At 62.5% G+C, this 12,373-nt stretch carries 10 protein-coding genes and 2 pseudogenes; 7 read left to right on the plus strand and 5 right to left on the minus strand.

Translation table 11 applies throughout. The features are described from left to right. Positions 1–138 precede the first annotated feature (138 nt). Entirely contained in the window at positions 139–663 is a 525-nt protein-coding gene (locus tag ABWP92_RS05245; RefSeq protein WP_353234308.1) for an RrF2 family transcriptional regulator, read from the plus strand. Positions 664–738: 75 nt separating this feature from the next. On the opposite strand, the gene ABWP92_RS05250 is transcribed toward ABWP92_RS05245, so the two are convergent. Both ABWP92_RS05250 and ABWP92_RS05255 read right to left on the minus strand, forming a co-directional pair. After that, the gene (locus tag ABWP92_RS05250; protein WP_353234309.1) at positions 739–1,944 is read right to left on the minus strand and encodes an NAD(P)/FAD-dependent oxidoreductase; all 1,206 of its coding nucleotides are present in this window, start codon (positions 1,942–1,944) and stop codon (positions 739–741) included. A 604-nt stretch (positions 1,945–2,548) separates the two neighbouring features. Further along, positions 2,549–3,706 (minus strand): FAD-dependent oxidoreductase, encoded by a 1,158-nt coding sequence (locus tag ABWP92_RS05255; RefSeq protein ID WP_353234310.1) that lies wholly within the window; start codon positions 3,704–3,706, stop codon positions 2,549–2,551. A 298-nt stretch (positions 3,707–4,004) separates the two neighbouring features. Between ABWP92_RS05255 and ABWP92_RS05260 the strand changes: the two are divergent. Next, positions 4,005–4,349: pseudogene (locus tag ABWP92_RS05260) on the plus strand (transposase); the annotation flags it as partial. After that, positions 4,346–4,792, plus strand: a pseudogene (locus ABWP92_RS05265) (ATP-binding cassette domain-containing protein); the annotation flags it as partial. The pseudogenes ABWP92_RS05260 and ABWP92_RS05265, both read left to right, overlap by 4 nt. Before the next feature lie 7 nt (positions 4,793–4,799). Here the strand turns inward: ABWP92_RS05265 and ABWP92_RS05270 are convergent. Genes ABWP92_RS05270 through ABWP92_RS05280 form a run of 3 tightly spaced genes read right to left on the minus strand, consistent with a single transcriptional unit; the run spans position 4,800 to position 7,851 of the window. Further along, entirely contained in the window at positions 4,800–5,909 is a 1,110-nt protein-coding gene (locus tag ABWP92_RS05270) for an isopenicillin N synthase family dioxygenase (protein WP_353234311.1), read from the minus strand. Continuing rightward, positions 5,906–7,291 (minus strand): O-acetylhomoserine aminocarboxypropyltransferase/cysteine synthase family protein, encoded by a 1,386-nt coding sequence (locus ABWP92_RS05275; protein WP_353234312.1) that lies wholly within the window; start codon positions 7,289–7,291, stop codon positions 5,906–5,908. Before ABWP92_RS05275 ends, ABWP92_RS05270 begins: the two co-directional genes overlap by 4 nt. Beyond that, a complete protein-coding gene (locus tag ABWP92_RS05280; protein WP_353234313.1) occupies positions 7,288–7,851 on the minus strand; it encodes an OsmC family protein in 564 nt (187 codons plus the stop codon). The genes ABWP92_RS05275 and ABWP92_RS05280 overlap by 4 nt, the downstream gene beginning before the upstream one ends. 243 nt (positions 7,852–8,094) lie before the next feature. Here ABWP92_RS05280 and ABWP92_RS05285 point away from each other — a divergent pair, with 243 nt between their 5' ends. From ABWP92_RS05285 to ABWP92_RS05300, 4 genes are read left to right on the plus strand one after another with little or no spacing between them, the layout of a single operon-like run. Then, on the plus strand, positions 8,095–9,120 hold the full coding sequence (locus tag ABWP92_RS05285; protein ID WP_353234314.1) for an ABC transporter substrate-binding protein: 1,026 nt from the start codon (positions 8,095–8,097) through the stop codon (positions 9,118–9,120). Continuing rightward, positions 9,117–10,181, plus strand: a complete 1,065-nt coding sequence (locus ABWP92_RS05290; RefSeq protein ID WP_353234315.1) for an ABC transporter permease — start codon at positions 9,117–9,119, stop codon at positions 10,179–10,181. Before ABWP92_RS05285 ends, ABWP92_RS05290 begins: the two co-directional genes overlap by 4 nt. Then, on the plus strand, positions 10,175–10,987 hold the full coding sequence (locus ABWP92_RS05295) for an ABC transporter ATP-binding protein (RefSeq protein WP_353234316.1): 813 nt from the start codon (positions 10,175–10,177) through the stop codon (positions 10,985–10,987). Before ABWP92_RS05290 ends, ABWP92_RS05295 begins: the two co-directional genes overlap by 7 nt. Next, positions 10,984–12,150 carry a c-type cytochrome gene (locus ABWP92_RS05300; protein WP_353234317.1) on the plus strand — a complete coding sequence of 389 codons (1,167 nt, stop codon included), beginning with the start codon at positions 10,984–10,986 and terminating at the stop codon, positions 12,148–12,150. The genes ABWP92_RS05295 and ABWP92_RS05300 overlap by 4 nt, the downstream gene beginning before the upstream one ends. The last annotated feature ends 223 nt before the right edge of the window (positions 12,151–12,373 follow it).

Genomic DNA, 12,373 nt, shown 5'->3' on the forward strand with positions numbered 1-12,373 from the left:
AGCGCCCTGGACTTCAATACGTTCAACACGGTTGGAGCGACAGAATTCACCTCTTGCGTCCAAGCCCGGAGAGTCCCCGCTTCAGCATCGTTGTGGGTCTTGAAGCTAAACTACGTATATAAAAGTCGGAGTTATGCGATGAGTTTTTTGAGCGCTGGTGTTGAATATGGCTTGCACTGCATGCTGTATCTGGTTCACTCTGCCGAGCATGGTGTTGCCGCGGCCAGCACGCGTGACCTTGCAGATATGCAGGGTGTGCCTGCGGAGTACGTTGCCAAGCTCTTTACCAAGCTGGGGCATGCTGGACTCGTGCGCGCGGTGGAAGGCGTACGAGGAGGCTTTTCCCTGGCGCTTCCAGCGGAAGAAATTACGGTGAAAGACGTTGTGGAGGCCATTGATGGTCTCAAGCCGGTCTTTGACTGCCGCGAAGTGCGCGAGCGTTGCGCCGTCTTTGACGAAGTAGCTCCCGTGTGGGCCACGCGTGGCACCTGCTCCATTCATGCCGTGATGCTGAGTGCGGAAAAAGCCATGCGAGACGAGCTCAGCCGGCATACGCTGGCCGATCTTGCGACCCGGACCCGATCGAAAGCACCAGCGAGTCACAATGCCAAGGTCGTTGAATGGTTTGATGCGCGCTCGGCAGCGCGGCGCATGGTGTCCTGATTCGTCATCATGCCGGGTTAGCGATGCCCGGCATGATGCCAAGAGGCGCAAAGCCTCTTTCCTGATTCGCCATGATTACGCGACGACGATGCGCGCAGGATCTGCGCTGGCTAGTGCTTCAGCGCGATTGGCCTTCGGGGGATAAATCCATTCAGAGTTAATCTTGTGCTTGAGCGCCTTGGCCTCTGCGCCTTCCAGCTTGACTGAGCGCTCCCATCCCTCGGTATAGACCGCTCCCCAGGGGCCTAGGTCAAGGCATGTTACATACTTGGGCTGGCTATAGGGAATTGGTTCGAGACCCAGCAAGTCGGCTGCAACGTTGTTTCCGGCGGAGCGACCAAGGTTCATGGCGTGTTGGCACGACATCATTGCGACATTACCCTGATCGTCCGTTGCGGCGTGAGCCACGTCTCCGCTTGCAAAGATGTTTGGCACGGCCTTCACGCGCAGATTCTGGTCGACATGCAATCGACCAAATGCATCGCGCTCGCCCGGGATTTGGGAAGTGAGTTCATTCGCGCGTGCACCCGCGGTCCACACGATCGTGCTTGCATCGATGCGTTGACCGGATGAGGTGACCAGTCCATGCTCATCAATGGCGACCACGCCTTCACCCAGAACTGCCGTTACCCCTAGGTCGGCTAACGCCTTTTGAATCACCGGACGAGGGCCAGGGCCCAGATCGGGGCCAATGTCACCGTTGCGTTCCACGATGATGACATTCACCTTTGCATCTTCACCCAGGGCTGCGCGAAGCCGTGCCGGCATTTCTGCTGCCGTTTCGATGCCGGTAAAACCACCACCGACGACAACCAGTGTGCGCCTGGCTTCAGTGTCAGGCTGATCGCTCAGTTGCTGAATGTGCTTTTCAAGCGCAGCCGCTTCGTCGACCTGGTCGACGCTGAAGGCATGCTGCGTGAGGCCAGGAATATCGGGGCGGAAAAGCTTGCTGCCCGCGGCAAGCACGAGCCGGTCATAGTGCAATTGCGTATTTTGATCCGTCGTTTTGACCACCACTTCCTGTCGCTGCACGTCAATGGTTTCGACGAGACCCTGCATGAATTTCACGCCCACGGCATCGAACAACGCAGTCAAATTGACGCGCATGGTGCCAGGGGCTTTTTCGTAGAGGCGGGGTCGGACATGCAGTTCTGGCAGCGGCGCAACCAACACGACTTCAACATCCGAACGCTTTTGCATATCCAGGACGCGCGCCGCAGCCAGGGCGCTCCACATGCCAGCAAAGCCGGCGCCAACAATCACGATGCGTTGAGTATTCACGAATTCACTTTCATCCCACAGACAGACGTATCGACAGTTGGCGCGCGGGAGGCCACCATAGTTCGGCAAGTCATTGGCTACCGGTCGATCACATAACTACGATAATAATAGTCGTAGTTATGTGATCGCGTGCTCGTACTGAAATTCCCCTGCGAAAGCTTGAGGGCTTCAGGTACTTGAACAAGAAGAACGTAGCGGTTGAAGGCTGGAAGAGAGGCGGCTATCACAGGTAGGCGAATGCGGTGCATGCATGGAAGACGCGCTGGTGCCTGTGTACAGGCTTCGCGCTGTTGGTCGAATACTTCGAGGATTGAGCTTTGAAACTTTGTCTGGGCATGCATCGCATGCAAAGCCCGAATGCGCGGCAGCGCTACGCCGGAGAGCCTGGCTAAAGTAGTCGCCGTTGGGTGTGCCTCCATGGACTGCTTCTGCCTGAGAACCCCATTTCACTGATGTCCCCAAAAGCAGTCACCGGCTGATTTTCTGTTCAGATCGAACGTCTGCTCTGGGGGATTCATGTTGACCTCGCGCTCCCGGCCGTGAGCAGACGGTCGCGAGCATCTGCTTCCGGCAAATTTCTGATCGGTAGCGTCACACGTGATGCTCAATGCTCAGCGAAGAGATCCACCACGCTTTGCGGCGCATCGTTTCCGAAAAACCGTTGGTGGTTCTTCGCCGTCTGGGCGGCGAAGAACTCGCTGCGACTGAACATCGCCTGTTCATACGCGACCAGCGCGGCCTCGACATTGCCCCTGTGACTGTGCAATGCCATCCCGAGCTCAGCGCCGTCGAGGATCGCCAGGTTGGCGCCTTCGCCCGCGAACGGCGACATCAGGTGGGCCGCGTCTCCAACGAGTGTGGCCCCACGGACATGCTGCCAGCGGTGCTCGATTGGGAGCGCATGGATGGCCCGGACAATGGGCATCGTATCGCTGTCGGTGACCAGGGCCCGCAGCGCAGGCGCCCATCCCGTGAACTCTTCGGCGAGCCGTTCAAGAGCTGTCGCGGGATCACTGAAGTCTAGCGAATCAAGCCAGCCTTCCGGTTTATTCAATGCGACATAGGTATGCAGGTTGCCGTTGGCGTAGCGATGCGACAGAATGCCCTTTCCAGGCTCGACCGCCATCAGCGTGCCACTGCCGATGGCATCAGCGCTGGCCTCGTATCGTCTATCTCCGTCAAGCAATTGAAGCTCGACGAAGGTCGTGCCGACATAGACCGGCTTCTTGTCGGAGAGAAGTGGACGCACCTTTGACCACGCACCGTCCGCGCCGACCAGAAGATCCGTCGTGATGACCGTGCCGTCTGCGAAATGCAGGCGGTGCTGGTCGCCGCCCACGGATTCCGCCTGGGTGAGCTTGCGGCCCCACTGGATAACGCCTGCTGGCAGTGATTCGATCAGGAGCCGCCGCAACGCGCCGCGGTCAACCTCGGGCCTTGCCGATCCGTCCGAACCCGGTTTGTCGAGCAGGACGCTCCCGCTGCTGTTGACGACGCGCTTGGCGTCTTCGCCCGGCAGCGCGAGGGCCTGGACCTCGTTGAAGAGTCCGGCGGCCCTCAGCCCGGGTTGCCCGTTGTACTCGTGGATGTCAAGCAAGCCGCCTTGCGCCCTGGCTTCCGCCGATGCTTCGGCTTCGTGGATAGTTGTAGCAATGCCGTTTATATGCAGCACGCGCGCTAGCGTCAGACCGCCGAGGCCGGCGCCGATGATGGCGATGCGGGGAAAGTTTCGAGAGCCGGGAGCGTCGAGTTGACTGGTCATGGTGCGTTCCAATGACTACGATCTGCGCGTGCGATGCGCGACAGTTCGTAGAGAATCCGACTTACGTCGGGGGAATCGCTGGCCGGCCCGACTCAAGATGCCGTGGTGACTTGTACTCGACTGCCGTACTCGCAGTTTGAACTGCTCGACACGACGGTCGTTTTTCGCGGTCTTCAGTAGGAATTATTGCATCCAATGTTCTCGGGTGCATCCTTGCTTGCAGGGAGGCCGCATTTTTCTAAGCGCCGCTAACACGACCCCTGTTTGAGCCTGATTTGCCGGTAAGATTCGCACCCTCATGGCCCGTCGTCGCGTTAGCAGAGAGCTGTGGCAGAAGCTGCAGCCGTTGATCCCAGTGTTCAGTCCTTCAACCAAAGGAGGTCCTCGCACGCGGTCGGTCAGCGATGAGGCGGCCTTCCAAGGCATCCTTTATGTTTTGGAGACAGGAATCCCTTGGGAAGACCTGCCGCAAGCTTTGGTTTATGGCAGCGGCATGACATGCTGGAGACGTTTGCGAGAGTGGCAAGCGGCCGGGGTTTGGCAGCGTCTGCATCTGGCAACGCTGGAGCATTTGCGCGAGTATGACCAGATTGATGGGAGCCGAGCGAGCATTGATGGCTCGTCAGTTCCAAGTCCCCGGGGGCCAGGAAACGGGTCACTGTGCGTGAGAACCTGATGATGAGCGCGCGTGCTGGAATCGACGGCGCGCGCGACTGGACCTATGACCGTGTGGACGAGACTTTCCCTCGTCTGAAGGAGCGCTGGAACCACGGCGGCGGCCAGTTGTCGGGCGGTAAGCAACAGATGGTGTCCATCGGCCGCGCGCTCATGACCAATCCACGCCTGTTGGTGCTCGATGAGGCCACCGAGGGCCTGGCGCTGTTGATGGTCGCCGAGATCTGGCGAGTGATTGCGGAGATCCGAACCACCGGCATCTCCACGCTGATCGTGGACCGCGATTACCGCAAGGTGCTGGCCCACACCGACCATGCGGTGGTGATGGAGAAAGGGCAACTGGTGCTGTCGGAACGCTCACACCAGTTGCAGGCATCACCCGAGCGGATCGCGCAGTATCTGGGCGTGTAGGCTCGCTTCAGTAGGCGGCCGCTTGCAGCACGCGGCCTTGTGCTCGCGCCTGTTCCTGCAGTTGCGCGAACTGCTCGGGGTAGAAGCGCTCGGCTACGTCCAGGTGCGATCGGATGCGGCCCTTGAGCGCGTTCGTGCCGATGTGGCGGAACAGTGGATTCTGCGGATCGCTTTCCGGCCCGCGTGCCTGCTGCGCCAGTGCGTCCGGCAGGGCGAGCAGCGGAATCTCCTGCGCATGCAGGCCGGGCGAAAAGAAGTAGGCGATGGAGTAGCGGTCCACGCCAGGCTGTGGCGAGACCACGCGATGGACGTTGGCGCGCAGATAGCCGTTGGTGGCCAGTTCCAGCATTTCACCGATGTTGATGACGAAGGCGTTCTTGCGCGGCGGCACGTCGATCCAGCCTTCCGCGGTTTCCACCTGCAGGCCGCCGACCGAATCCTGCAGCAGCAGCGTGAGCAGCCCGCCGTCCTTGTGCGCACCCACGCCCTGGTCGGATGCGCCCTGAGGCTGACCGGGGTAGTGGATGATCTTGAGTCGGTGGTTGCGCGGTGCGCCGATCAGTGCATCGAGTGCCTGCGGTTCCTGTCCCAGCGCGAAAAGAAAGGCGTGCAGCAGTTTCTCGGCGACCGCGCGCGTCTGGTCGAGCCAATCGAGAATGCCGGGTTTGAGCGCGGGCAGTTGCTCGTCAGGCCACTGGTTGGGGCCTTGCAGCGCCCACCATGCCGGATGGTCGGGGCCGCTCGACGCGACGGCGGGCAGTTCTTCGCCGAAGTCGAGTTGCTCGCGCAGGTCGGGGCGCAGGCGCGTGATCTCGCCGCCCACGCCGGTGTAGCCGCGAAAGTGCGGCGTGTTGCGGATGGCGATGGCGTTCTTGGCCCCGGGCGAGAGCTTGAATACCTCGCGCGTGAGGCGTTCCACTTCGCGGATGCGGTCCACGTCGATGCCGTGGCCCTCCAGATAGAAGAAGCCGGTGTCACGCGCAATGCGAGCGAGGCGTGCGTGGAATGCGTCATGCGATCCAGACTTGTCGAGTTCCGACAGGTCGATCACCGGCAGCACGGACGTGTCCTGCGCAAGCGTCGGTTCGGGTTGGGCCAATGCGGCGGCTGCGGTCATGGGTGTTTCTCCAGTACGAGTGTTTTGCTTGTGTTGCGTTGAGATGCGGTGTGGACGGGTTCGGAATGCTGCAGCGCCTGGCGCAGATCGGCGATCAGATCGTCCGGGTGTTCGATGCCGATGGACTGCCGCACCAGACCGGCGCTGATGCCCGCGCGTTGCAGCTCGTCGTCGCCGAGCAGATGGTGCGTGGTTTCGGCGGGAATGGCGGCCAGCGACTTGCTGTCGCCGATGTTCACCAGCCGCTGGAACAGCGCGAGTGCGTCGTAGAAGCGGCGAGCGGCCTCGCGTCCGCCATACAGTTCGAACGAGATCAGGCCCGGCACCAGCTTGCCGCGCAGATAGCGCCGTGCGTGGGCATGGTCGGGATGCGTGGGCAGGGTCACGTGGCTGACGCGCGAGACCAGCGGGTGCTGCACCAGGAAGTCCAGCACCTCGCGGGTGTTGCTGCTGATGCGGTCCAGGCGCAACGCGAGCGTTTCGAGACCCTGCAGCAGCAGGAACGACGACAGCGCGGCCAGCGACGCGCCGCTGTTGCGCAACACCACCGTGCGGGTGCGGGCCACGAATGGGAAATCTGGAAACTTCTCGGTGATCACGAAGTCGTGGAACGCCGGCTCGGGAGCGCTGAATTGCGGATAGCGCACTCGGCGGGTGGCCCAGTCGAAACGTCCGCCATCGACGATCAAACCGCCGATGGTGGTGCCGTGGCCGCTGATGTACTTGGTGGCCGAATGCACCACCACGTCGGCGCCGTGATCGAAGGGGCGCAGCAGCAGCGGCGTGGCGCTGGTGTTGTCCACGATGACGGCGATGCCGTGCGCATGCGCCTGCTCGGCGATGGTTGCCAGATCGGCCACGTGGCCCGAGGGATTGGCCACGGATTCCACGAACACTGCCTTGGTCTGCTGCGTGAAAACACTGTGCAGGTTTGCAAGGCCGCCGCGGTGCACCAGGGTGCTGGTGATGCCGCGCGCCTTCAGCACATGCGCGATCAGGTTGTGCGTGCCGCCATAGAGTTGCGAGGCGACGACGACGTGATCACCGGTCTGCGCCAGCGTGGCGATTGCCATGTCGATCGCCGCCATGCCCGAGGCGACCGCCAGCGCCGCCGTACCGCCTTCGAGCTGCGCGATGCGCTCCTCCAGCACGCTCTGAGTGGGGTTGCCGGTGCGAGCGTAGATGTGGCCTTCTTCTTCCAGATCGAACAGACCGGCGCCCTGTTGAGCGTTCTCGAACAGGAACGACGTGGTCTGGTAGATGGGCACGGCGGCGCTGCGCTGATGATCGTGGCCGTTGTAGCCCGCGTGCAGCACGATGGTGTCGGCGTGCCAGTCTGCTGGCGGCGCACCGGAGGGAGAGGAGGGGGCCGCGTTGCTCATGCTGCCACCGCTTCCTGTTTCGCCTGTGCAGGAGCCCGGCTATCCACACGCACCACACGGCCTTCGATGTGCTGCGGATTGCGCAGCAGGTTGAGGATGGGGCAGTGGCGCTCGACGGCTTCGAACAGAGCGGAGAGTTGCTCATCGCTGGCGCTGGTCTGCACCTCGACGTCGTAGTGGATGGCATGCGGCCAGATCGGAGTGTCCTCGTGGCCGGGGTGGCCGGCGCGCGGATCGATGCGGCCCTGCACCTTCACTTCCAGACGATCGAGGGGCACTTGCAGCTTGGCGGCCTGGATCTCGAAGATATGCGTGACGCAGGTGCCCAGCACGCCCAGTTGCAGCTCAGGCGAGGAGGGGCCGAGGTTGAATCCGGCGAAGTCATACGGACTGTCGCTGATGATTTGATGTTCGCGGATGCGCAGCCGCCGCACGCCGCTGCGGCCTTCTGCGGTGACGTGGGCCTGCAGCGTATGCGCTTCGGCCTTGCCTGCGGCAATGCGTTCGTCGCGAGCCAGCACGGCGTTGCGTTTGTGTGACAGGTAGTCGTTGAGGCTCATGGTGTGGGCTCGCGAGGGTGCATGTTCGGATGGCGATTGAGGCATCGTGATCCTCGCGCCAGAGATTGCCTACGAAACTTTTCGCAGTTGCATATGCGCTGTCTGCGAAGGTCGGCGTGCGTTTTCGCTCTGAAGTTTGCGCATATCGATACGCGGAATTCTTTGTTGGAGATAAGGCATGCACTGCCTATCGTTCGCCCCATTGATCAACCAATGGACGAATCATTCGACAGGGAGTTTCACATGGACGAACTAGGATCCGCAGGCCTGTATGACGGGCTGAGCCGCAGGCAGTTTCTCACCAGCGCAGCGGTGGCGGGCGGTGCGGTTGCCGCCGGGTTGACCGGGACACCCGTGCTGTCGCAGCCGCGCAAGATCACCCTGGCATGGAGCCAGGCAAGCTTCTGTCAGGTGCCTGTGCCGATCGCACTGGAGCGCGGGTATTTCGAGAAGAATGGCCTGCAGGTTGAGGTGTTGAACTGGTCCGGTGCGTCAGATCAGTTGCTGGAGGCGCTGGCCACCGGCAAGGCCGAGGTGGGTGTGGGCCTGATCCACCGCTGGGTCAAGCCGCTGGAGGCCGGGCTGGATGTGAAGCTGGTGGGCAGCGTGCATGGCGGCTGCCTGCGCTTGGTTGGCGTGAACGCGGCGGGCGTGACGCAGGACGTGAAGACGCTCAAGGGCAAGGTGATTGGCGTGGCTGATCTCAACGCACCGGCCAAGCAGTTCTACAGCATCCATTTGGCCAAGAAGGGGCTGGATGTGGAAAAGGATGTGGAATGGCGCGTCTATCCCGCCGACCTGCTTGACGTGGCCGTCAAGAAGGGCGAGGTGCATGCAATTGCCGATGGCGACCCAAATCTTTACTTGATCGAGAAACGCAACCCTGGCGTGTTCACCGAACTGGGCAACAGCGCCAAGGGCGAATATGCCGAGAAGATCTGCTGCGTGCTGGGCGCGGGCGGCAAGTTTGCCCGCGAGGAACGCAAGCACGTGGCGGGCGTGGTGCGCGCGCTGGCGCAGGCTTCGCAATACGTGGCCGAGAACCCCAACGAGTCGGCGCGTATCTTCGCCAAGTACACGCCCAAGTTCGAGGTCGATGACCTGCAGCGGCTGCTGGCCGAGCTGACTTACAAGCACCATCCCGCAGGCAGCAATCTGCGCGACGAGGTGCGCGACTTCGCTGCGGACTTCCGCAGCGCAGGCATTCTGAAGAAGAGCACCGACCCCGTGCGCTTCGCCAACCATGTTTCCTTGGATGTATTGTCATGAGTACCGTACAGGTTTCCTTTCCGATTTCATCCACGCCGTCGCTCACGCAGAAGTCCGCTCCTGTGCAGGCACCGGCTGCCCCTGCGGCGGGGCCGGCGCACAGCGCGCTGCCCTGGGCAAACGGCCTGCTCGCTGCCGCTGCATGGCTGGGGTTGGCTGCTCTGACGGCGCTCTGGCCGAACAAGGAGATCGGTTTCAGCGATTGGGCCTACACGCAGGAATTCGCAGTTTCTTGCGCGGTGATCGCGGGCGTGCTGCTCGTGATTGCCTTCGCGGGAGAGCGACTTGGGGCATTCTTTCAGCGGCTCAAGCCGGCGGGCCCGTGGCTGGTGGCTGGCGCGGTGTTGCTTGCCATCTGGCAGGTGCTCACGGCCAAGACCGGCGTGCTGCCGCCGCCGTTCTTCGCGCCGCCGCAAAGCCTGTTCGAAGTGTTCATCGACGATGCCAGCCGTTTGGGGCTGTCCACTGCGCATTCGCTGCGTTTGCTGGCCAGTGGTATTGGCATTGGTGCGCTGGTGGGCTTTGTGACGGGCGTATGGGTTGGCTGGTCGCGTCTTGCGGGCTACTGGGTGCATCCGCTGCTGCGCTTTTTGGGCCCGGTGCCTGCATCAGCGCTGCTGCCGCTGGCGTTCTTCTTTGCGCCGTCGAGCTATAGCGCGGCGGTGTTCCTGATCGCACTGGCCACGTTCTTTCCGGTGGCGGTGCTCACCTGGTCGGGCGTTGCCAACGTGAACAAGAGCTACTACGACGTGGCGCGCACGCTGGGTGCCTCCAACTGGTTCCTGGTGCTGCGCGTGGCGATTCCGGCAGCGCTGCCGCAGGTGTTTGTGGGCCTGTTTATGGGCTTGGGCGCGGCGTTCTCGGTGCTGATCACGGCGGAGATGATGGGAGTGAAGGCAGGCCTGGGCTGGTACCTGCAATGGGCGCAGGGCTGGGCAGCCTACGCCAACATGTATGGCGCACTGCTGGTGATGGCTGTGTTGTGCTCCGGGTTGATCACGCTGCTGTTCACCTTGCGTGATCGCGTGCTGGTCTGGCAGAAGGGAACCGTGAAATGGTGAGCACACCGGACGTGATTGAACGCAGCAGCCACGGTGCTGCGACTGTGGCGCGCGGCGCGCAGATCGAAGTGGATCATGTAAGCCACAGCTTCAAGCAGAAGCAGGGCGCGCTGCCGGTGCTCGACGATGTGAGCCTGAGTGTAAAGCCGGGCGAATTCGTTGCGCTGCTGGGGCCCAGCGGCTGTGGCAAATCCACGCTGCTGCGCCTGGTGGCAGGGCTGGAGGCTCCCACACAGGGACATATCGCGCAGGACGGCGCAGCCATCACGCAACCCGATCCGTCGCGCATTGTGGTGTTTCAGGACCCGACCTTGTTCCCCTGGCGCACGGTGCGCGACAACGTGGCGCTGGGCCTGCAGGCGCGCAAGGTGCTGAAGGATCAGCATGCGCGCATCGATGATGCGCTTGCACTGGTGGGGCTGTCTGAGTTCGCGCAGAGCTATCCCCACCAGCTATCAGGCGGCATGGCGCAGCGTGCAGCGCTGGCGCGCGCGCTGGTCAACGATCCTCAATTGCTGATTCTGGATGAGCCGCTGGGCAAGCTCGATTCGCTCACGCGGCTGTCCATGCAAAGCGAGCTGCTCAAGCTGTGGCAGCGTGCAGGTTTTTCGGTGTTGCTGGTCACGCACGACGTGGAAGAGGCGCTGTTCCTTGCCAATCGCGTGATCGTTTTCTCGCCGCGTCCCGCGCGGGCGGTAGCTGAGTTGGAGGTGGATTTGCCATATCCCCGCCATCGTGCGCAGCCGCGTTTTGTCGAGCTGCGTCAGCAGGCGCTCTCGCACCTGGGGCTGCCGGATTCGCTTTGAACGACCTGACGAACAACGCCGTCTGGCTGGAGTGGCTGCTGGAAGGCGTGCACCGCGCGCAATGGGCGCTGCTGCAGATGTTGCATGCCACCGGGATGACCGGCGAAGTGGACGGTCAGCCTGCGTGGCCCTTTGCGATGCGTATAGCAGGCGAGAACCTGTTGATTGATCAGGCGCAGGCGCGGCAGTTCGCCATCAGTCTGGCGGTGGTGGCGGGCGTGGCGCTGTTGCTTGCGGTGTCGATCTTCTGGCGGCGCAAGCGGCGCTGGCTGTGGGCGGGCAGCGTGCTGGCGCTGTTGCTGGCCCCTTGGCCCTCCGCGGCGGTGCTGTTCACCGAGGCGCATCCCACCAGCTTTCATGCGTCTTCCATTCCCTTTTCCGATCGGACCATCGCACGCGGCGCGGCGCACTATGCTGCGCTATGCGTGCAATGCCATGGTGCCAACGGCAAGGGGCAGGGCGCTCTTGCATCCGCGCAGAAGGTCTGGCCGCCGAACTTTGCCAGTCCGCTATTGTGGCGGCGTGCCGATGGCGATCTGCTCTGGGCGATTCGCCACGGCGTAAAGGGGCGAGACGGTGCGCCAACCATGCCTGCGTTCGCATCGTCCGTCGGCCCCGATGAGGCATGGGAGCTGCTGCACTATCTGCGCGCGCTCGCGGCTGGCGAGCTGCTGAGTGCCACTGGCAACTGGCCGCAACCTGTGCACCTGCCCGACATGCAACTGCGCTGCCAACGCGCGCACAAGACCCAGCTCAGCCAATGGCAGGAGCAGCGCGTGCTGCTGCTGACGGCTGATCCCAAGACGCTGTTGCCCGATCCGCGCATGGTCACCATCTGGCTGCCGGAGCGCGATGTGGAACAGGTGCCCGACAACGTGGACTGCGTGGTGGCCGATGCAGGCCGCGCACGACAGGCCATGGCGCTGGTCAACGGCGGTTCCCGCATTGATGATACCCAGTGGCTGACCGATCGCCGGGGGTGGTTGCGTGCGCGTAATGCGCGGGGTGCCGCAGCGTGGGCAGATGATGATCTGTTGTGCAAGTCGCCACTCGCGGATGTGGAGGCTGGGCCCGGCACGAAGAACGACGACCAGCTCACTCGCATCATCCGCACCATGGACGCCGAGCCCGTGCGTTTTGTGAAGGGCGGGCGCGTGCATTGAGTGAGTACCTGCACGCCAACATAAACGGCATGTGCTTAGCCGAAAAGTTTCATTGCGTTGATCGCCACCGCAACTTCAGCGCTGTCATGTACGGCGACAGGTCAAGAGGCTCACCAACACTGGTCGACCAAGGGCCGGCGCCGCCCATGGCCCCGCCCAGATGCAGAACGAGCCAAGCAAATTGAAGATCAACGGTGTCTTCAGCTGATCCCTTGCACGGTTG

Source organism: Diaphorobacter ruginosibacter (genome assembly GCF_040396215.1).
GTDB lineage: Bacteria > Pseudomonadota > Gammaproteobacteria > Burkholderiales > Burkholderiaceae_C > Diaphorobacter_A > Diaphorobacter_A ruginosibacter_A.